Origin of the sequence: Promicromonospora iranensis (assembly GCF_028994775.1) — a bacterium.
In the GTDB taxonomy this organism is placed as follows: Bacteria; Actinomycetota; Actinomycetes; order Actinomycetales; family Cellulomonadaceae; genus Promicromonospora; species Promicromonospora iranensis_A.
Genome location: NZ_JAJQMN010000012.1, coordinates 115,729 through 136,924 on the forward strand (window position 1 = coordinate 115,729; position 21,196 = coordinate 136,924).

A 21,196-nucleotide genomic window follows, 5' to 3' on the forward strand; every position below is an offset into this window, starting at 1 on the left:
GCGCCGCAGCGCCCTGGTCAACGCGAGTCGGCGCGAGCCAGGATGGTGCGTGCGGGCCCCAGGATACCGGGGGCTGCTGACGTTCCGCCGGGGCGACGCCCGGCAAGGCCTGGTGGTTCAGAGCGCCAGCTCCAGGTCCTTGCCGGGGATCGCGTCGAGCAGCGCCCGCGTGTACGCGGTGGCCGGCGAGTCGAAGACCGAGTCGACCGTGCCCTCCTCGACCACGCGCCCCTCCTGCATCACCAGCACGCGGTCGGCGATCTGCCGCACCACGGCGAGGTCGTGCGTGATGAAGAGGTACGTGAGCCCCAGATTCTCCTGGAGACCTGCGAGCAGCTGGAGGATCTGCGCCTGCACGACGACGTCGAGCGCCGAGACCGCCTCGTCGCAGACCACGAGCTCCGGCGAGAGCGCCAGCGCACGGGCGATGGCCACGCGCTGCCGCTGGCCACCGGACAGCTCGGCGGGGAACCGCTGGAGCTGACCCTTGCTGAGCGCCACCTGGTCGGCGAGCTCCTCCACCCGGGCCCGGCGGGCCGCGGCGTCGCCGTAGTCGTGCGCGCGCAGCGGCTCCTCGATCGCCCGGAACACCGAGTAGAGCGGGTCGAGCGACGAGTAGGGGTCCTGGAACACGGGCTGCACCCGTCGCCGGTAGGCGATCTGGTCCCGGTGGTTGCCGGCCCCCACCACACCGCCGTCGAACGTGATCGAGCCGGTGGTGGGCTTCTCGATGTCGAGGATCATCCGGGCCAGCGTCGACTTGCCCGACCCCGACTCCCCCACCACCGCGACCGTGGAGCCGCGCGGGATGTCGAGGCTCACCCCGTCGACGGCGGTGAATCCGGTGCTGCGGGAGAACAGCCCCTTGCCCCGGATGGAGAAGACCTTGCTGACGTCCTTGACGGACACGAGGACGTCCGCCTCGGCGGTCGTCTCCTCGCCGTGGGCCAGCAGCGCGTCGTCCAGCACCTCGTCGAGGCCGCGCTCGCGCGCGATCTCGATGCGGCGCGACGCGAGCGACGGTGCCGCCGCCATGAGCCGCTTGGTGTACTCGTGCTGCGGCGCCGTGAGCACCTGGCGGGCAGGACCCTGCTCGACGATGTCGCCGCGGTACATGACCACCACGGTGTCCGCACGCTCGGCGGCGAGGCCGAGGTCGTGCGTGATGAGAAGCACCGCGGTGCCGAGCTCCTGGGTCAGGCCGGAGAGCTGGTCCAGGATCCCGCGCTGCACCGTCACGTCAAGGGCCGACGTCGGCTCGTCCGCGACCAGCAGGGCGGGGCGACCCGACAGGCCCATCGCGATGAGCGCCCGCTGGCGCATACCGCCGGAGAACTCGTGCGGGTACTGGGCGGCGCGCGCCCGGGCGTCGGGCAGGCCTACCTCGTCGAGCAGCTCGACCGTGCGGGTGCGGGCGTCCCTGCGGGTGCGCAGCCCGTTGTCGATCAGGCCCGCGTCGATCTGCCGGCCGATCTGCATGATCGGGTCGAGATTGGTCATCGGGTCCTGCGGCACGAGGCCCAGCTCGGTGCCGCGCAGCTGCGCCATCCGCTGCGGCGACACCTTGCCGAGGTCCTCGTCCTTGAACCAGATGTGCCCCTCCGCCACCGAGCCGTTGCTCGCCAGCAGGCCCAGCACCGCCATCGCCAGGGTCGTCTTGCCGGAACCGGACTCGCCGACGATCGCCACGGTCTGGCCCCGCTCGACGGTGAGGTTCGCGTTCGACACGGCGCGAGCGGCACCGTTCTCCGTGCGGAAGTCGACGCAGAGGTTCTCGACGCGGAGCACCACGTTCTCGGCGGAGCTCTCGGCCGAGTTCTCGGCCGAGCTCGCGGCCGACGTCCCGGTGGACGACGCGGTGGTGGGCTCCGCCGTCTCCTTCACCGTCTTCTTCTCTGGGTTGTCGCTCATCGTCGGGTCCTGTTCCGGGGGTCGAGGGCCTCGCGCAGGCTCTCGCCCACGAGGGTGAAGCCGAGGGCCGTCACGGCGATACAGATGCCGGGCAGGATCGCCAGCCGCGGTGCGACCGCCAGTTCCTGCTGCGCCGCCGTCAGCATGCGGCCCCACTCGGCCGTGGAGGGCTCGCCGCCACCCAGGCCGAGGAAGGACAGCGCCGCGGCCTCGATCACCGCGGTGGCAAGGCTCAGCGTCGCCTGCACGATGACCGGGCCCACGCTGTTGGGGAGCACGTGGCTCATGGTCACCGACCGGCGCGTCAGGCCGAGCGCCGACGCGGCGAGGACGTAGTCCTGGCCCTTCTGCGCCAGCATCGAACCGCGCAGCAGCCGGGCGAAGATCGGGATCTGCACCACTCCGATGGCGACGATCACGGCCATGGACGACTGGCCGGCGATCGCGGCGATCGACACGGCGAGCAGCAGCGACGGGACCGACAGCATGAGGTCCACCAGGCGCATGATCGCGAAGTCGACGCTCTTGCCGAACCAGCCGGCGAGCAGACCGAGCAGCAGACCGCCCGTGAGCCCGAACAGTGTGGACAGGACGCCGATCAGCAGCGAGGCCTGGGCACCCCAGATCAGCTTGCTCAGCACGTCACCGCCGTAGCGGTCCAGGCCGAGCGGGTACTCGGCCGACGGGCCGGGGATCATCGTGGGCCGGACCTCGGTCCGGCCCGGCAGCTCGCTGCCGCCGTAAGGGGCCAGCACCGGCGCCAGCACCGCCACGAGCACGAACACCGCGACGATCACCGCCCCGATGATGGCGACGGGGTTCTTGCGCAGGGTGCGCCAGGCACGCGCCCAGACGCCCTCCCCGCCGTGGTCCTGGCCGCCCGGCCCGTCCCCGTGGATGCTCGTGTGGAGCGGCTCGGCGGCGGGGCCGCCGGTCACCGGAAGCTCGTTGGCGCTCACTGCTGCCTCCTCAGCCGCGGGTCGATCAGCCCGTACGACACATCGACGATCAGGTTCACGAGGGCATACACCACGGCGATCAGCAGGATGAAGCCCTGCATCACGGGGTAGTCGGCGCGGAACACCGAATTGGCCAGGAAGCTGCCGATGCCGCTGAACGCGAACACGGTCTCGGTGAGCACCGCGCCGCTGAGCAGCAGGCCCACCTGCAGGCCGATGGTGGTGACCACCGGCAGCATGGCGTTCTTCAGGATGTGCTCGCTGCGCAGCCGGGCCGGCTTGATGCCCTTGGCCCGCGCCGTGCGCACGTAGTCCGCGTTCTGCACCTCGGACACGGCGGCACGGGTCATGCGGGCGACGATCGCCAGCGGGATGGTGCCCAGCGCGATGCCGGGCAGGATCAGGTGCATGAGCGCGTCCCAGGCCGCGTCCCACTCTGCGGTGAGCAGGCCGTCCAGGACGTAGAAGTTCGTGGGATGCGTGGCGATCATCGTCGCGCTCTGCCGGCCCGTCGTCGGGAACCAGCCCAGCTCCACGGCGAAGATGTACTTCAGGATGAACGCCAGGAAGAACACCGGCACGGTGACGCCGATCAGCGAGACCACGACCGCGGAGTGGTCGATGATCGACCCGGACCGCCGCGCGGCGACGTAGCCGAGCGGGATGCCGATGCCGATGGCGAACACCAGGGCCACGACGGTGAGCTCGATGGTGGCGGGGAACCGGGTGATGAACTCCTCCAGGACCGGGCGACCGCTCTGCAGCGAGGTGCCGAAGTCGCCCTGGAGGAGCCGGAGCAGGTACTTGCCGTACTGGACCGGCAACGGCTGGTCCAGGCCCATCTCGGCCTCGATCTCCGCCGCGGCCTCGGGGGTGTACCGCTCACCCAGCATGGCCTGCACCGGCCCACCGGGCAGGGCGCGCACCCAGCCGAACAGCAATATCGAGAGCCCCAGCAAGAGGGGTATCAGCAGCAGCAGGCGCTGCACTATCAGTCTGAGCATCGTTCCTCGACAGACATGCGATTCATCGTCGCTCGGCGGCAGGGCTCATGGCCCGCCCGCCGGGGGACTCCGGACAGCGGTCGGGGCGCGGCGGCTGCCGCGCCCCGACCTGAGGTATTTCACCCGAGGGCGTAGGACACCCTAGGCGGTTCGGAAGGGAACCTTACTCGCCCCCACCGAGGGTGATGCCGTTGTACACCTCGTCCTGCACCGGGGAGATCGGGTAACCCTCGACCCCGGGCGCGACGACGAGCGACGGTACCGGGCTGGCCAGCGGGACGCCGGGCAGGGCTTCCATGATCACCTCGTTCGCGTTCATGTAGGCCGCCTCCTGCTCATCGAGGGGAGCGTTGCGGGCCTCCTTGATCGCGTCGAACACCTCCGGGTCGTCGAAGCCCCACTCCAGGGACTTCGCGCCGAAGAAGGTGCCGATGAAGTTGTAGGTGTCGTTGTAGTCACCCGTCCAGCCCAGCAGGTGCAGGCCGTGGTTCTCGCCGCCCTGGATGGTGTCGATGTAGGTCGGGCTCCACGGCTCCGGCGTCGCCTTGGTCGTGATGCCGACCTCCTCGAGGTCGGCGGAGATCGCCTCGAAGATCGCGGCGGCGTCCGGCATGTACGGACGCGAGACGTCGGTCGGGTAGTTGAACTCGATCTCGAGGTTCTCCTGCCCGGCCTCCTCGAGGAGCGCCTTGGCCTTCTCGGGGTCGTGGTCGTAGGTCGTCACGTCGTCGCTGTAACCCGTGACGATCTCCGGCACGAACTGCGTGGCCGGCGTCGTGCCCTCGGGCAGCGCTGCCTGGACCAGGCCCTCCTTGTCGATCGCGTGCGCGATCGCCTGGCGGACCCGGATGTCGTCCAGCGGCTTCTGCGCCTGGTTCATGCCCAGGTACAGGATGTTGAACGCGTCGCGGTCGAGGATCGTGTAGCCGGCCTCCTTGAGCGCGTCGACGTCGGCGGGCGCGACCAGGTCGTAGCCGTCGATGTCACCGGCCTCGAGCGCCTGGCGGCGCGCGGTGCCGTCGGCGATCACGGTGAACACGATGGTCTTGACGTCGGCGATCTCGCCCCAGTAGCTGTCGTTCGCGGCGAGGGTCACGCTCTCGCCGCTCTTCCACTCCTGGAACGTGTACGGGCCGGTGCCGACCGGGTGCTCCTTGCCGTACTCGGTGAGCTGGGGAGCGTCAGCGGTGCCCTGCACCTCGTCGGCCCCGAACTCCTCGAGCGCCGTGGGCGACTGCATGGAGAACGACGGCAGGGACAGCGCCGGGACGAGCTCCGGGATCGGCTCCTTGAGCGTGATCACGGCGGTCGCCTCGTCGGAGGCCGCGCAGGACTCGTACAGGCTGTCCTCGCCCGTACCGCCGAAGACGGCCTTGTAGTAGTACGAGAGGTTCTCGTGCGCGGCCAGACCGGTCCAGCTGTGCCAGCGGTCGAAGTTGAAGCACACGGCCTCGGCGTTGAAGTCCGTGTCGTCGTGGAACGTCACGCCCTCCTTGAGGTGGAACGTGTACTCCAGGCCGTTCTCGCTGATGTCCCAGCTCTCGGCGAGCAGCGGAGCGGGGTCCGCTGTGCCCGGCTCGACTCCGACCAGACCCTCGAAGATCTGGCGGGCGACCCGGAACGTCTCGCCGTCACTGGCGAACGCGGGGTCGAGCGAGCTCGGCTCGGCCGAGCCGGCGAACACGAACGTGCCGTCGCTGCCGCCCCCGCCCTCGCCGCTCTCGGGGTCCCGCTCGCTGGCCACACAACCACTCAGAGCCACTGCGAGCGCCGTCACCAGGGTGACGCCGCCCGCAAGGCGCGTAGCGCGTCGACGCATGGCACTCTCCTTCCTCGAGCGCATCGGCGGACCCGGGTTCGGGCACGACGACACGCAGACGTTTGCGCCTGACCTTAGGAGCCTTCTCGTTGCCTGCGTATTTCGCTTCCCTGACCGGAATCCAATCGTGACCCTTTTGTTACGGGTGCTGCTGTGGTATCTGCGGCCGATTCATAGACACCGTCGCACGGAACCATAGGGAGCAGACAGGCGCGATGATTGCCTCGTGAGCCATGACGAGCCGGTGTCCTTCGGCTACCGCGACGTGCCCGACGACGGCCACGCCGCCCGGAGCTGGTGGGATGCCAACGCCGACGAGTACCTCGACGAGCACCGCGACTTCCTCGGCGACGCTGGTTTCCGGTGGGGTCCGGAGGGCCTGACCGAGGCGGAGGCCGGTCTGCTGGGCGACGTCGGCGGGCGCGACGTCCTGGAGGTCGGGGCCGGTGCCGCGCACTGCTCGCGCTGGCTCGCCTCGCAGGGAGCGCGCGCCGTCGCCACCGACTACTCGGCGGGCATGCTGGAGGGTGCCCGACGCCTCGACGCCGCCACGGGCGTCGCCGTGCCCCGGGTCCAGGCGGACGCCCGGGCCCTGCCGTTCGCGGACGGCTCGTTCGACGTCGTCTTCACGTCCTTCGGCGCACTGCCCTTCGTGCCCGACGCCGTCACCGTGCACCGTGAGGCCGCCCGGGTGCTGCGCCCGGGCGGGCGCTGGGTGTTCTCCGTGACCCACCCGCTGCGGTGGGCGTTCCCCGACGACCCGACCCGGCGCGGCCTGACGGCGACCCGCTCGTACTTCGACCGCCGCCCCTACGTGGAGACCGCCGACGACGGGCGCGTCCTCTATGCGGAGTATCACCGCACCGTCGGCGACCACGTGCGCGACGTCGCCGCCGCCGGGCTGCGCCTGGTTGACCTGGTCGAGCCGGAGTGGCCGGAGTGGAACGACCAGGTCTGGGGCGGCTGGGGCCCGGAGCGCGGCCGCTACCTCCCGGGCACGGCGGTCTTCGTCACCGAGCTGCCGAGGTAGACATCAGGCGAGATAGTCGTCAGGTGTCTACCTCGGCGAGGGGTGGTTAGTGGCCCGCCTCGTGCCACGTGGCGCCCGTGCCCACCGAGACGTCGAGGGGCACGTTGAGCACGAACGCCGCGCCCATCTGGCTGCGCAGCACGTCCTCCGCGGCGGCGCGCTCCCCCGGCGCCACCTCGAGCACGAGCTCGTCGTGCACCTGCAGCAGCAGGCGCGAACTGAGCCCGCGGACGTCGAGCTCGTGCTGCACCTTGAGCATGGCGAGCTTGATGATGTCGGCGGCGCTGCCCTGGATGGGTGCGTTGAGTGCCATGCGCTCGGCCATCTGACGGCGCTGCCGGTTGTCGCTCGTGAGATCGGGCAGGTATCGGCGCCGGCCCAGGATGGTCGCGGTGTACCCCGTCGCGCGCGCTTCCTCGACCACCCCGGAGAGGTAGTCGCGCACGCCGCCGAACCGTTCGAAGTAGTCGTCCATGAGCGTCTGCGCCTCGCCCGTGGCGATGTTCAGCTGCTGGGACAGGCCGAACGCGCTCAGCCCGTAGGCCAGCCCGTACGACATAGCCTTGATCTTGGACCGCATCTCGGGCGTCACGTCGGCGGGCGCCACCTCGAACACGCGCGAGCCCACGTACCGGTGCAGGTCCTCCCCCGAGTTGAACGCGGCGATCAGACCCTCGTCGCCCGAGAGGTGCGCCATGATCCGCATCTCGATCTGGCTGTAGTCGGCGGTCAGCAGCGACTCATAGCCCTCACCGACCTGGAACGCGCGCCGAATCTGCCGGCCCGCCTCCGTGCGGATCGGGATGTTCTGCAGGTTCGGGTCGGTCGAGCTCAGCCGCCCGGTCGCGGCGATGGTCTGCTGGAACGTCGTGTGGATGCGGCCGTCGGGCGCGACGGACTTCAGCAGCCCCTCCACGGTGACCCGCAGACGCGCCACGTCGCGGTGCGTCAGCAGGTGGGCGAGGAACGGGTGCTCCGTCTTGACGAACAGGTCCTGCAGGCTCGCCGCGTCGGTCGTGTACCCGGTCTTGATCTTCTTGGTCTTCGGCATGCCCAGCTGGTCGAACAGCACCTCCTGCAGCTGCTTGGGGCTGCCGAGGTTCACCTCCCGGCCGATCACGTCGTACGCCTGCGCGGCGGCGTCGGCGACCCCCTGCGCGAACTGCCGCTCCAGCCCGGTCAGGTACTCGGTGTCGGCGGCGATGCCGATGCGCTCCATCCGCGCCAGCACGCCGGACAGCGGCAGCTCGACGTCGTCCAGCAGGTGCGTGGCGCCGCGGTCGGCGAGCTCACCGGCCAGGGCCGTCGCCAGCTCGGCCACGCCGTGGGCGCGCACGGCCTCGGCCTGACCCTCCGACTCGCCCTCGAGCGAGAGGTCCAGGGCGCCTTGTGCGCCGTCGGGCTCCGCGACCTTGAGCTCGCGGCCGAGGTGGCGCACCGCGAGGTCACCCAGGTCGTAGCCGCGCTGGTCGGGGTAGCACAGGTACGCGGCGAGCTCCGTGTCGAACGTGACGCCCTCGAGGTCCATGTTCCGGGCGGCGAGCATGTGGGCGGCCGCCTTCGCGCCGTGCAGGATCTTGGGCGCCGCCGGGTCTGCCAGCCAGGCCGCGAGCGCCTTCTCGTCGTCGGCACCGAGCTGGGTGAGGTCGAGGTAGGCCGCCTCGCCACCGGGCTCCGACACGGCCACCGCCCAGGCGTCCCCGCCGCCGGCCACCGTCTTGCCGGCCACGTGGACGCCCACGTGCTCCGAGCGGGCGGCGAGCCAGGCGCCGAGTGCGCCCGGGGCGACGTCGGCCAGGTCGAGCTCGACACCGGCGGTCTGGGGGGCCGCCTCCGCGACGGCGCCCGAGGGGTCGACGGCGAGGAGGCGGTCGCGCAGCTGACCGAACTGCAGCGTGTCCGAGACGAGGTGCACGGCCTCCCGGTCGAAGCCCACCAGGGCGAGGTCGGCCACGCCGAGCGGCAGCTCGACGTCGGTCAGCAGGGCGTTCAGCTCCCGGTTGACCCGGACCTGGTCCAGGTGCTCGCGCAGGTTCTCGCCGGCCTTGCCCTTGATCTCGTCGGCCGCGTCGAGCAGGGCGGCAAGACCGCCGTGCGCGTTGATCCACTTGGCGGCGGTCTTGGGGCCGACGCCGGGCACACCCGGCAGGTTGTCGCTGGTCTCCCCCACGAGCGCCGCGAGGTCCGGGTAGCGCTCCGGGGGCACGCCGTACTTGGCCTCGACCGCCTCCGGGTCCATGCGGGCCAGCTCGGAGACGCCCTTCTTGGGGTACAGGACCGTGACGTCCCCGTTCACCAGCTGGAGCGTGTCGCGGTCGCCCGAACAGACCAGCACCTCCATGCCCGCGGCCCTGGCCTGCACGGCCAGGGTCGCCAGGATGTCGTCGGCCTCGATGCCGGCGAGCTCGATCGAGGAGACGTTGAGGGCGTCGAGCACCTCCTTGATGAGCGGGACCTGCCCCTTGAACGCGTCCGGTGTGGCGTCCCGGGTGCCCTTGTACGCGGGGAACCGCTCGGTGCGGAAGGTGACACGGCCCGCGTCGAACGCCACGGCGAGGTGCGTGGGCTGCTCGTCCCGCAGCAGGTTCGTCATCATCGACGTGAAGCCGTAGACGGCGTTGGTGATCTGTCCTGAGCTGGTCGCGAGGGTGTCGGGCAGCGCGTAGAACGCCCGATAGGCCATGGAGTGGCCATCGATCAGCAGGAGACGGGGGCGGCCTGACGCAGGCTTGCCCGGAGTACGGCTTGGCACGGTGGAGGTCACGCCTGACAACATAGCCCGCATGACTGACACGAGCGCTTCCGCGACGCCCTCCGAGGCCGCAGCCGACTGGAAAGCCCTGTACGCCGGCGCCGACACGACCGGCACGCTCTTCGAGCGGATGGAGATGGAGGTGCTGGAGCTCGCGCCGGACCGCGCGGTGGGGCGCATCCCGGTCAAGGGCAACACCCAGCCCGCCGGCCTGCTGCACGGCGGCGCGTCGGTGGTGCTCGCCGAGACGCTCGGCTCCCTCGCGGCGCAGGCGCACGCCGGCCCGGGTAAGCAGACGGTGGGTATCGAGGTCAGCGCCACGCACCACCGCGGGGCACGCGAGGGCTACGTCACGGGCACCGCGACCGCGGTCCACCTGGGGCGCACGACGGCGTCGTACGAGATAGCCATCACCGACGAGGCGGGCAAGCGGGTGTGCACCGCCCGTCTGACCTGCATGATCCTCGGCTGAGCCCGGAGCGGAACGGCGCGCTCAGCCGACCGACGACAGAGCTGAGCGGCCGCACCGGCCCCCGGCCGGGCGGCAGCCCGACCGGGGCGGGGCGGGTCAGCCGGTCTTCGCGGGGCGGCGGCGGGACGGCGCACCGCCGCCCACCGGGCGCAGGTCGATCGGCCCGGACTCCAGGACGGACCGGGCACGACGACGGCGGGCGATGAGGTCCTCGAGACCGATCCGGGCGCCCCGGCGCCCGGCGTGGGCGTCGCGCGCGGCCGCGTCGGTGGCGAGGCGGCGCTGGAGCGCGGCGACCGGTGCCACTCGGTGGCCGGCCGCCGGGGCGAACCCGAGCCGCGCGAGGAAGCGCTGCACCCCGCGGTTGCCGGGTACGGGCGCGGAGTAGATGTCGTGGCACTCGTGCCGGGCCGCGAGGTCCGTGGCCGCGCGGAGCAGTGCGTGCCCGACACCGTGGCGGCGCGCCCGAGGCGCGACGAACAGCATGTCGAGGTACAGGCTCGCGCGGTACGCGAAGAGGTAGGCGGCCACGACCCGGCCGAGCACCACACCGACGATCTGGCCGTTCTGTTCCGCGACGAGTACGTGCCCACCGGCCGCGAGCAGCACGCTGAGGTGCTCGAGGAGGCGGCCGGAGTCCTGGGCTCCGAGCTGAGCCCCGGTAGGCGAGTCGTCGCGTGCCTCGACGGCCAGTGCGGCGACGGCAGGCAGGTCGTCTTCACGGGCGGAACGAATCTCGAGCACGCTTGTCTCCTTCCGGGAATCTGGGATCCGGGCTTCAGGCCCGGCTGAGCGCAGACAATAGTCCCGACCCAGCCGGTTGAGAATACGTCAACCCAAATTTCACCCGCTCAGGCACTCGCGCGGGTCAGGCGCCGACCTGTTCGATGACGGCGTCCGCGACCTCGCGCATGGTGAGGCGACGGTCCATCGACGTCTTCTGGATCCAGCGGAACGACTCCGGCTCCGACAGGCCCATCTTGGTCATCAGGAGGCCCTTGGCACGGTCGACGCGCTTGCGGGTCTCGAAGCGTTCGGTGAGGTCAGCGACCTCGGCCTCGAGCGCACCGATCTGCGAGTAGCGCGAGATCGCGATCTCGACGGCGGGCAGCAGGTCGGCCGGGGTGAACGGCTTCACCACGTACGCCATCGCACCGGCGTCACGGGCGCGCTCGACGAGCTCGGTCTGCGAGAACGCCGTGAGCAACACCACAGGGGCGGCGTGGGCCTTGCCGATGCGCTCGGCGGCGGAGATGCCGTCCAGCTCGGGCATCTTGACGTCCATCACCACGACGTCGGGCTTCAGCTCGATCGCCAGGTTCACTGCGGTCTCGCCGTCGCCGGCCTCACCCACCACGTCGAACCCGGCCTCGCGCAGGGTCTCCACCACGTCCATGCGGATGAGCGCCTCGTCCTCGGCCACGACGGCGCGGCGTGAGGGGTTGGCGGGAGCGGCCTCCGGCTCGGCGTCGATCATCGGGGGCAGATCCAGGGAAAGCTTCTCGGTGTTCTCGTCGGTCACGGTGTACATCCTACGTCCCGCATACCCGGGCTTGGGGCCTGGACCAGGGGTGTGGTTCGATGTGCGCCGGGACACCTTCCGTGTCCCGGCAGGCCGGGTTGGCGGAACAGGCAGACGCGGCGCTCTCAAAAAGCGCTGCCCGCGAGGGCGTGTGGGTTCGAGTCCCACACCCGGCACACGAGACGGTCGCGCACCGCTGTACGCGGACGGCGAACGCTCCCGGCCCATCTGGCGACCTACCTGACGACGCCGGGCCCGGCGACGGCGCCCGGCTCGACCGGCGCGCTCCCCGCACCGCGCCCGAGCTCACCGGCGCCGTAGCCCTCCCCGTACCGCACGACCTCCAGGCCGAACTCCGCGAGGATCTCCGGCAGGAGCCGCACGACGTCGCGGTCCTTCTCCCGGTTCGCCTCGGGCAGCTCCGCCCACGGCACGCCGATCATCGGGTGCACCTTGGCGGCGTCGTCCCGCACCGGCCCGCTGCGCCACCCCTGCGCCACCCGCACCGATTCCCACAGCTCGTGCTCGGCCTCGGCGAGCTTGTCCAGCTCCTCACCCTCGAACACGACCTCCGGCGCGCCGTCGCGCGGCGCGATGGTCGCACCCATCCGGGCCAGCCGCTCGGGCAGCCCGACGACCCAGCCCCGGTTGGAGGCCCGCAGGTCCTCGGGCAGGTCCTCCCAGCGCACCATGGCCGGGACCTCGCCCCAGCCCACACCGCGCTCACGCTGGTTGCGCAGGTAGACGTGGTGCACGGACCGCGCGATCCGCTCGTACATGTCGGCGTGCGCCCGCGCCTCCTCGCGCTCGACGTCGGCGAGCAGGTCCCGCATGGTCACCGTGCGCAGGCGGCCGTCCAGGTTGTCGAGCACGCGCGACGCCTCCGTGCCGAAGGCGCTCGTCAGGCCGGCCAGCCCGTCCAGCAGGAGCACGAGCGAACCCGGGCCGCCGTGCCACAGCTTCGTGGCCGTGAGGGCCACCCGCAAGGACGTGCCGTCAGAGGCGTGGCACACGTAGGCGACGTCAGGCGCCCCGAGGCTCCCCGTGCCGAGCGCGGGCGCCACCCGCAGCTCGATCTTCTCCGCCACCGGCGACCAGCGGGCCCGCAACGCCTCGACGACCTGCCGGGCGTCGTCCGCCATCAGGTCGACGGCGAGCCGGACACCGTCCCCGGCGAGCTCCCACTCGCGTGCCAGGCCCACCACGAGGGCCTTGGCGAACTCGCCGGAACCGACCACCAGCACACGGGTCAGCGGGGGCGGGCCGCCCGGGGCGTCCACCATGCGCCGCACCTCGCGCACGGCGAGCGCCTGCGCGGCGATGACGTCGAGCGTGAAGAAGTCCACACCCGGCTCAGCGCAGCTGAGGTGCCGCGCCTGGAGGGCCACACCGAGGTCGGGGTCGCTGACGTGGGCGTACAGGCGCTCGGGCCCCCGGCCCGCCGCACGGACGGCGTTCTCCGCCTCCGCGACGGTCAGCACGTTGGCCGTCGCCTCCTGCGTGTCGTCACCGCACGCGTACAGGACCGTCGCGCCGGTGAGGCCGACCTCGTGCAGGCCGGAGGCGTCCGGGGTGCGCAGCACCCGATGGTCCGCCGCCTCCAGGGCGGCGGCGACCGTGTCGGCGGCGTCGGTCTCGCCCACGACGATCGCGTGACCGCGGGCGCGCCGGTCCCTGAACCGGCGGATCTCCCCGGTGAACAGGGCGCGTGCCGCCTCGAACAGGGCGTAGACCGCGGTGGCCGGTGCGAGGAACCGCGCCACCTGGAGCTGCCAGGAGAGCGGTCCGCCGCTGCTGGCCGGGTCGGCGCCCATCACGAAGAGCTGGAGGTCGTGATACACGACGTCGTACCACGTGCGGCCGGGCTGGTGGCTGGTGTCGAGCGCGAGGCCCCACCACCCGAGTCCGAGGGAGACCACGACGAGGGCGGCGAAGCCGAGGCGGGTCCAGGGGAATGAGCGGGTCACGACCGGAACAATAGCGACATCTTTCCCGGGCGCCTCCGGCGCGCCCAGGGAAACGAGTCAGCGACCGAGCCACGTGACACCAGTCCCGGGACACGAGCAGGCCCGGACTCCCGTGGCGGGGGTCCGGGCCTGTTCGACACCGGTCGGGCTACGGCCCGGAGGCCGGGATCAGACGACGCTGCGGCCGTCGACGTGCGAACCGATGCGGTGCACCAGGATCGAGTTGGTGGTTCCCGGCACGCCGACCGGCGCACCCGAGACCACGACGACCAGGTCGCCCTTCTCGGCGAGGCCCTGGTCCTGCAGGGTCAGGTCCACCTGGTCGACCATCGCGTCGACGTTCTCGACCTTCGGCACCAGGTACTCGGTGGTGCCCCAGGTCAGGGCGAGCGTGTTGGCCACGTGCTGCTCCGGGGTGAAGGCGAGCAGCGGGATGGACGAGCGCAGGCGGGACATCCGGCGCGCGGAGTCGCCCGACTGCGTGAACGTCACGAGGTACTTGACTCCGAGCGTCTCGCCGATCTCGGCGGCGGCACGCGTGATGGCGCCACCACGCGTGTGCGGCGTGGAGCCGAGGGGCGCGATGCGCTCCCGGCCTGCCTGCTCGGTGGCCTCGATGATCCGGGCCATGGTCTCGACCGTGACGATCGGGTAGTCGCCCACCGACGTCTCACCGGACAGCATCACCGCGTCGGCGCCGTCGAGCACCGCGTTGGCGCAGTCCGACGCCTCGGCGCGGGTCGGCGTCGGCGACGTCGTCATGGACTCGAGCACCTGCGTGGCGACGATGACCGGCTTGGCGTTGCGCCGCGCCATCTCGACGATGCGCTTCTGCACGAGCGGCACCTGCTCCAGCGGCATCTCGACCGCGAGGTCACCACGCGCCACCATGACACCGTCGAACGCGGCGATGACCTCGGCGAGGTTCTCCACGGCCTGCGGCTTCTCGATCTTGGCGATGACGGGGACCGTGCGGCCCTCCTCCTCCATCACGCGGCGGACGTCCTCGTAGTCCTTGGCGGACCGCACGAACGACAGCGCGATGAAGTCGGCACCCAGCTTGAGGGCCCAGCGCAGGTCCGACTCGTCCTTGTCGGACAGGGCAGGCACGGAGACCGCGACGCCGGGCAGGTTGATGCCCTTGTTGTTCGAGACGGGCCCCGGGACCTCGACCTCGGTGATGACACGCGGCCCCTCGACGGCGGTGACGCGCACGCGCACCTTGCCGTCGTCGATCAGCAGCGGGTCGCCCACCTGGGCGTCGTTCGGCAGACCCTTGTGGGTGGTCGACACGATCTCCCGCGTACCGAGGATGTCCTCGGTCGTGATGGTGAAGGTGTCGCCCTTGTTCAAGAAATGCTTTTCGTCTCCCTCGAACCGGCCGAGCCGGATCTTGGGGCCCTGCAGGTCGACGAGTACGGCGACCGATTTTCCGGCCGCCTTCGCGGCCTCTCGCACGTGACGGTAGACCGCCGCGTGCGCCTCCTGCTCGCCGTGGCTGCGGTTGATCCGCGCCACGTTCATGCCGGCGTCTACGAGTTCCCGGAGCATCTCCGGGGACTCCGTGGCGGGTCCGATGGTGCACACGATCTTGGCTCTGCGCATGTCTCCAGCCTAGGCAGGTGGGCGCCGCAGCGCCCTGTGGGGGTGAACAACTCCCGGGCGGGTTCTCCGGTCACGAACGCAGAGCGAGCGTGCGCGGACGCACCGGGGCAGGCAGCTCGGTGCTGCCCTGCAGGTAGGTATCAGCCGCGGCGGCCGCAGCACGGCCCTCCGCGATGGCCCACACGATGAGGGACTGCCCGCGACCGGCGTCGCCGGCCACGAAAACTCCGGGCAGGCTTGCAGCGTAGTCGTCGCCGCGCGCCACCAGACCACGGTCGGTGATCTCGATGCCGGTCTGCTCCTCGAGCACGCCGGTCTCGGGGCCCGTGAAGCCCATGGCCACGAGCACGAGGTCCGCGGGGATCTCCCGCTCCGTGCCAGGGGTGGCGGCACGACGGCCGTCGGCCAGGTACTGGGTCTCCGCGACCTTGAGGGCACGAACGTTGCCCTCGGCCCCAGGTTCGGAGCTGGGCACGAACTCCACCGTCGACGCGAGGTAGGTGCGCTCGCCGCCCTCCTCGTGCGAGGTCGAGACCTCGAACAGGATCGGGTCGGTCGGCCACGGCTGGTTCGCCGGACGCTCGAGCGGCGGCTTCTTGCCGATGGCGAGGGTGGTGACGCTCGCGGCGCCCTGGCGCAGCGCGGTGCCGAGGCAGTCCGAACCGGTGTCGCCGCCGCCGATGATGACCACGTGCTTGCCGGCAGCCGACGGCGCACCCTCCGGCAGGACGTCCGGCGTGCCGGCGCGGACCGCCTGGTTGGCGGGCGTCAGGTAGTCCATGGCGAAGTGGATGCCCGCCAGGTCGCGGCCGGGCAGCGCCAGGTCGCGCGGCACGGTGGCGCCGGTGGCAACCACCACGGCGTCGAACCGGCGGCGCAGCGCGTCCCAGCTCATGTCCGTGCCGATCGCGACGCCGGTCCGGAACCGGGTGCCCTCTGCCTCCATCTGCGCCAGCCGGCGGTCGATGTGCAGCTTCTCGAGCTTGAAGTCCGGGATGCCGTAGCGCAGGAGGCCGCCGACGGCGTCGTCCCGCTCGTAGACGACGACGGTGTGGCCGGCGCGCGTGAGCTGCTGCGCCGCGGCGAGGCCGGCAGGGCCGGAACCGACGACGGCGACCGTGGAGCCCGTGAGCCGCTCCGGGACGTGCGGCGTGACCAGACCGCGGGCGAACGCCTCGTCGATGATCGAGACCTCGACGTTCTTGATGGTCACCGCGGGCTGGTTGATGCTCAGCACGCAGGACGACTCGCACGGCGCCGGGCACACGCGGCCGGTGAACTCCGGGAAGTTGTTGGTCGCGTGCAGGCGGTCGATCGCGTCGGCCCACTGCCCGCGCCAGACCAGGTCGTTCCAGTCCGGGATCAGGTTGCCCAGCGGGCAGCCCTGGTGGCAGAACGGCACGCCGCAGTCCATGCAGCGGCCGGCCTGCTCCTTGAGGAACGGCTGCCCGTCCTCGCGGTGCGCGTGGGTGTCCTTCCAGTCGCGCAGCCGGACCTCGACGGGCCGGTTCGGCGGGAGCTCCCGCTCGGTGACCTTGAGGAATCCTCTGGGGTCAGCCACGTGCCACCTCCATGATCTGGTCCCAGACGGACGGGTCCCACTGGGTCTTTCCTGAGACGTCGGCGCCGGCGGCCTCCGCCTCGCTGAGGGCCAGCCGCACACGCGCCCAGCCGGGCGGCAGCAGGCGGCTGAAGCGGAGCCGCGCCGCCGCGGGGTCGGCGAGCAGCTCGGCCGCCACGGCCGAGCCGGTCTCGGTGTGGTGCCGCTCCAGCAGGTCGCGCACGGTCTCCCAGTCGGCGTCGTCCAGGGGTTCGAGCGAGAGCTCGCGGGCCTCGAGAGCCGCCTGGTTGACGCGTGAGACCCGCAGGTCCAGGAAGTACGCGGTCCCGCCGGACATGCCGGCGCCGACGTTGCGACCCGTGGGGCCGAGCACCAGCACCGTACCGCCGGTCATGTACTCGCAGGCGTGGTCGCCGACGCCCTCCGCGACGAGGGTGGCGCCGGAGTTACGCACGCCGAACCGCTCCCCCACGCGTCCGCGCAGGTAGATCTCGCCGGACGTGGCGCCGTAGCCGATGACGTTGCCAGCGATGACGTTGCCGCCGTCGAGCACCGACGCCTTGTCCGGGCGGACCGCGATGCGGCCACCGGACAGGCCCTTGCCGACGTAGTCGTTGGCGTCGCCGAACAGGCGCAGCGTGATGCCGCGGGGCAGGAACGCGCCGAGCGACTGGCCGGCGGAGCCCGTGAGGGTCACGTCGATCGTGTCGTCCGGCAGGCCCGCGCCGCGGTACCGCTTGGTCACCTCGTGGCCGAGCATCGTGCCGACCGTGCGGTTCACGTTCCGGATCGGCAGCTCGATCCGCACCGCCTCGCGACGTTCGAGGGCCGGGGCCGCCGCCTTGATGAGCTGGTTGTCCAGCGCCCTGGCGAGGCCGTGGTCCTGCGCCGTCGTGTGCCGCAGGGAGGAACCCTCCTTGAGCTGCGGCTTGGCCAGCACCGGGGTCAGGTCGAGCCCCTGCGCCTTCCAGTGGTCGACGGCCTTGCGGGTGTCGAGCACCTGCACCTGGCCGACGGCCTCCTCAAGACTGCGGAAACCGAGCGCTGCGAGGTGCTCACGCACCTCCTGGGCGATGAACTCGAAGAAGTTCACGACGAACTCCGGCTTGCCCGTGAACCGGGCGCGCAGCTCGGGGTTCTGCGTGGCGACGCCGACCGGGCACGTGTCCAGGTGGCAGACCCGCATCATGACGCAGCCCGAGACCACCATCGGCGCCGTCGCGAAGCCGAACTCCTCGGCGCCGAGCAGTGCCGCGACGATCACGTCGCGGCCGGTCTTCATCTGGCCGTCCACCTGCACGACGATGCGGTCGCGCAGGTCGTTGAGCACCAGGGTCTGCTGGGTCTCGGCCAGGCCGATCTCCCAGGGCGTGCCCGCGTGCTTGAGCGACGTGAGCGGCGAGGCGCCGGTACCGCCGTCGTGCCCGGAGATCAGGACGACGTCGGCGTGCGCCTTGGACACACCCGTCGCCACCGTGCCGACGCCGAACTCGCTGACCAGCTTGACGTGCACACGCGCGTCCGGGTTGGCGTTCTTCGCGTCGTGGATCAGCTGGGCCAGGTCCTCGATCGAGTAGATGTCGTGGTGCGGCGGCGGCGAGATGAGCCCGACGCCCGGCGTCGAGTGCCGGGTCTTCGCGACCCACGGGTACACCTTGTTCCCCGGCAGCTGCCCACCCTCGCCCGGCTTGGCGCCCTGGGCGAGCTTGAGCTGGATGTCGGTGGCCTGCGTCAGGTACTCCGACGTGACGCCGAACCGGCCCGACGCGATCTGCTTGACGCGCGAGCGCCGCTCGTCGTCGTACAGCCGCTCCGAGTCCTCGCCGCCCTCGCCCGAGTTGGACCGGCCGCCGAGCCGGTTCATCGCGATGGCGAGGGTCTCGTGCGCCTCCGACGAGATAGAGCCGTAGGACATGGCGCCCGTGTTGAACAGCTTGACGATCTCGCTGACCGGCTGGACCTCGTCGATCGGCACCGGTTCGCGGTCGGGGCTGAAGCGCAGCAGGCCGCGCAGCGTCATCAGACGGTTCGACTGCTCGTCCACGCGCCGCGTGTACTGCCGGAAGATGTCCATCCGGCCGGACCGGGTGGCGTGCTGGAGCCGGAAGACCGTCTCCGGGTCGAAGAGGTGGTCCTCGCCGTCCCGCCGCCACTGGTACTCCCCACCGGTGGTGAGGCGCTCGCCGGGCTTCTTGTTGCCGGACGGCGGGTACGCCTCGGCGTGCCGTGCCGCGACCTCTGCCGCGATGACGTCCAGGCCGATGCCGCCGAGCCGCGACGTGGTGCCGGTGAAGTAGTCCTCGACCAGGTCGTGGGACAGACCGATGGCCTCGAAGATCTGGGCGCCGCGGTAGGACATGATCGTGGAGATGCCCATCTTGGACATCACCTTGAGCACGCCCTTGCCGAGCCCCTTGATGAGGTTGGCGACCGCCTGCTCCGGCGTGACGTCCAGGTACCCGCGACGAGCCAGGTCCTCGACGGTCTCCATGGCGAGGTACGGGTTCACCGCGGCCGCGCCGTAACCGATGAGCAGCGCGACGTGGTGCACCTCGCGCACGTCACCGGCCTCGACCACGAGCGACACCCGGTTGCGGGTGTGCTTGCGCACCAGGTGGTGGTGCACGGCGCTGGTCAGGAGCAGCGACGGGATCGGCGCCAGCTCGGAGTTGGCGTCGCGGTCGGACAGCACGAGGAAGCTCGCACCCTCCTCCACGTACCGGTCCACGTCGGCGAAGATCGCCTCGAGCCGGGACAGGAGGGCGGCGCCGCCGCCCGAGACCTCGTAGAGGCCCTGGATGGTCTCCGCCTGGAAGACACCCTCGAGCTCCCGGTCGCGCTCGACGTGCACGATCTTGGCGAGCTGGTCGTTGTCCAGCACCGGGAAGCCGAGCACGAGCTTGCGCGCGTGCTCCGGGAGGTCCGCGAGCAGGTTCGGCTCGGGGCCGATGGCGCTGCCGATCGCCGTGACGAGCTCCTCGCGGATCGCGTCGAGCGGCGGGTTGGTCACCTGGGCGAACATCTGGGTGAAGTAGTCGAACAGGAGGCGCGGGCGCTGCGACAGCACCGCGACGGGCGTGTCGGAGCCCATGGCACCGAGCGGCTCGCCACCCGTGGTCGCCATCGGCGACAGGATGATCTTGAGCTCTTCCTCGGTGTACCCGAAGGCCCGCTGCCGACGCCGGACGGACGCCGGGCTGTGCGCCACGTGCTCCCGGTCCGGCAGGTCCTCGAGGCGGACCGAGTGCTCACGGATCCAGTCCCCGTAGGGGTGCATCGCGGCGAGACCGGACTTGATCTCCTCGTCCTCGATGATCCGGCCGGAGCCGGTGTCCACGAGGAACATCTTGCCGGGCTCCAGGCGGCCCTTGCGGACCACGGTGGCGGGGTCGATGTCGAGCACGCCGGCCTCGGAGGCCAGCACGACGAGACCGTCCTCGGTGACCCACCAGCGCCCGGGCCGCAGCCCGTTGCGGTCCAGCACGGCGCCGATCAGGGTGCCGTCGGTGAACGTGAGGGAGGCGGGGCCGTCCCACGGCTCGATGAGGTTCGCGTTGAACTCGTAGAACGAGCGCAGCGCCGGGTCCATGCCCGGGTTGTTCTCCCAGGCCTCCGGAACCATCATCAGCACCGAGTGCGGCAGGGAGCGGCCGCTCAGGTGCAGCAGCTCGAGCACCTCGTCGAAGCTGGCCGAGTCGCTCGCTCCCGGCGAGCACACGGGCTGCAGCGCCCCCAGGTCGCCGAGCAGCTCGGACTCCATGGTGCCCTCGCGCGCCGCCACCCAGTTGCGGTTGCCGCGCACGGTGTTGATCTCGCCGTTGTGGGCCAGCAGCCGGAACGGCTGGGCCAGGGGCCACGACGGGAACGTGTTGGTGGAGAACCGCGAGTGGACCAGGGCGAGCTCCGTGGCGTACCGCGGGTCGGACAGGTCCGGGAAGAACGGCTCGAGCTGCGCGGTGGTCAGCATGCCCTTGTACGTCAGGGTGCGGGCGCTGAGCGACGCGAAGTACAGGCCGATCTCGTTCTCCGCCCGCTTGCGCAGGCGGTAGCAGCGGCGGTCCAGGTCGATCCCGGACAGCCCTCGCGAGGGGTCGGCCACGACGATCTGCCGGAACACCGGCATCGACGCGCGCGCGGTCGGGCCGACGATCCCGGCGTCCACCGGGACGTCGCGCCACGCGAGCACGTCGAGCTTCTCCTCGGCGGCCAGCGCCTCGACGCGACGCACGACGGCGTCCCGCTCGGCGTCGTCGGTCGGCAGGAACGCCGTACCGATCGCGTACATGCCTGCGGGCGGCAGGTCGACGCCCACCACGTCACGGATGAACGCGTCGGGGATCTGGGTCAGGATCCCGGCGCCGTCGCCGCTGTCCTCCTCCGCCCCCACCGCGCCGCGGTGGTCGAGGTTGAGCAGGGCGGTCAGTCCGGCATCGACGATGTCTCGCCCGGGCGTGCCGCGCAGGGTCGCCACGAAGGCGACGCCGCACGCGTCATGCTCGGCCGCCGGGTCGTACAGGCCCTGTGCGGGCATCCCCACCTGTTGTGTCGGCAACGGCTTGGTCATGGGTCCTCACAGGCACCCGGCCGTAGCCGG

The 21,196-nt window shown here is 71.3% G+C and carries 13 protein-coding genes and 1 tRNA gene; 3 read left to right on the forward strand and 11 right to left on the reverse strand.

Translation table 11 applies throughout. The features are described 5' to 3' along the window. Window positions 1-117: 117 nt before the first annotated feature. The 4 genes from LUU90_RS21290 to LUU90_RS21305 all read right to left on the reverse strand — a co-directional run bounded on the left by LUU90_RS21290 (window position 118) and on the right by LUU90_RS21305 (window position 5,693). Window positions 118-1,911: a dipeptide ABC transporter ATP-binding protein gene (locus LUU90_RS21290; protein ID WP_275005950.1), complete on the reverse strand. Its 1,794-nt coding sequence runs from the start codon at window positions 1,909-1,911 to the stop codon at window positions 118-120. Continuing rightward, window positions 1,908-2,870 carry an ABC transporter permease gene (locus LUU90_RS21295; RefSeq protein ID WP_425596280.1) on the reverse strand — a complete coding sequence of 321 codons (963 nt, stop codon included), beginning with the start codon at window positions 2,868-2,870 and terminating at the stop codon, window positions 1,908-1,910. The genes LUU90_RS21290 and LUU90_RS21295 overlap by 4 nt, the downstream gene beginning before the upstream one ends. Continuing rightward, the gene (locus tag LUU90_RS21300) at window positions 2,867-3,874 is read right to left on the reverse strand and encodes an ABC transporter permease (RefSeq protein WP_275005952.1); all 1,008 of its coding nucleotides are present in this window, start codon (window positions 3,872-3,874) and stop codon (window positions 2,867-2,869) included. The genes LUU90_RS21295 and LUU90_RS21300 overlap by 4 nt, the downstream gene beginning before the upstream one ends. A gap of 163 nt (window positions 3,875-4,037) precedes the next feature. After that, complete coding sequence (locus LUU90_RS21305; protein WP_275005953.1) at window positions 4,038-5,693, reverse strand: ABC transporter substrate-binding protein; 1,656 nt, start codon at window positions 5,691-5,693, stop codon at window positions 4,038-4,040. Between the two features lie 226 nt (window positions 5,694-5,919). Between LUU90_RS21305 and LUU90_RS21310 the strand changes: the two genes are divergently transcribed. Further along, a complete protein-coding gene (locus LUU90_RS21310) occupies window positions 5,920-6,723 on the forward strand; it encodes a class I SAM-dependent methyltransferase (protein WP_275005954.1) in 804 nt (267 codons plus the stop codon). Between the two features lie 46 nt (window positions 6,724-6,769). Here the strand turns inward: LUU90_RS21310 and polA are convergent, their stop codons facing one another. Further along, window positions 6,770-9,499, reverse strand: a complete 2,730-nt coding sequence (gene polA / locus LUU90_RS21315) for a DNA polymerase I (RefSeq protein WP_275005956.1) — start codon at window positions 9,497-9,499, stop codon at window positions 6,770-6,772. 7 nt (window positions 9,500-9,506) lie between these two features. Here polA and LUU90_RS21320 point away from each other — a divergent pair, with 7 nt between their 5' ends. Next, entirely contained in the window at window positions 9,507-9,947 is a 441-nt protein-coding gene (locus LUU90_RS21320; RefSeq protein ID WP_425596281.1) for a hotdog fold thioesterase, read from the forward strand. 96 nt (window positions 9,948-10,043) lie between these two features. On the opposite strand, the gene LUU90_RS21325 is transcribed toward LUU90_RS21320, so the two are convergent. Next, the gene (locus LUU90_RS21325) at window positions 10,044-10,691 is read right to left on the reverse strand and encodes a GNAT family N-acetyltransferase (RefSeq protein ID WP_275005957.1); all 648 of its coding nucleotides are present in this window, start codon (window positions 10,689-10,691) and stop codon (window positions 10,044-10,046) included. A 124-nt stretch (window positions 10,692-10,815) separates the two neighbouring features. Then, window positions 10,816-11,469 carry an ANTAR domain-containing response regulator gene (locus LUU90_RS21330; protein ID WP_274995404.1) on the reverse strand — a complete coding sequence of 218 codons (654 nt, stop codon included), beginning with the start codon at window positions 11,467-11,469 and terminating at the stop codon, window positions 10,816-10,818. A gap of 92 nt (window positions 11,470-11,561) precedes the next feature. On the opposite strand from LUU90_RS21330, the gene LUU90_RS21335 reads away from it, so the two are divergent. Next, window positions 11,562-11,645: transfer RNA gene (locus LUU90_RS21335), tRNA-Leu, on the forward strand. Between the two features lie 60 nt (window positions 11,646-11,705). On the opposite strand, the gene LUU90_RS21340 is transcribed toward LUU90_RS21335, so the two are convergent. The 4 genes from LUU90_RS21340 to gltB form a co-directional block, all read right to left on the reverse strand. After that, window positions 11,706-13,436: a RyR domain-containing protein gene (locus tag LUU90_RS21340; RefSeq protein ID WP_275005959.1), complete on the reverse strand. Its 1,731-nt coding sequence runs from the start codon at window positions 13,434-13,436 to the stop codon at window positions 11,706-11,708. 168 nt (window positions 13,437-13,604) lie between these two features. Next, complete coding sequence (pyk, locus tag LUU90_RS21345; RefSeq protein ID WP_275005960.1) at window positions 13,605-15,041, reverse strand: pyruvate kinase; 1,437 nt, start codon at window positions 15,039-15,041, stop codon at window positions 13,605-13,607. A 70-nt stretch (window positions 15,042-15,111) separates the two neighbouring features. Next, the gene (locus tag LUU90_RS21350; protein ID WP_275005962.1) at window positions 15,112-16,602 is read right to left on the reverse strand and encodes a glutamate synthase subunit beta; all 1,491 of its coding nucleotides are present in this window, start codon (window positions 16,600-16,602) and stop codon (window positions 15,112-15,114) included. After that, the gene (gene gltB / locus LUU90_RS21355) at window positions 16,595-21,166 is read right to left on the reverse strand and encodes a glutamate synthase large subunit (RefSeq protein ID WP_275005963.1); all 4,572 of its coding nucleotides are present in this window, start codon (window positions 21,164-21,166) and stop codon (window positions 16,595-16,597) included. Before gltB ends, LUU90_RS21350 begins: the two co-directional genes overlap by 8 nt. Window positions 21,167-21,196 lie beyond the last annotated feature (30 nt).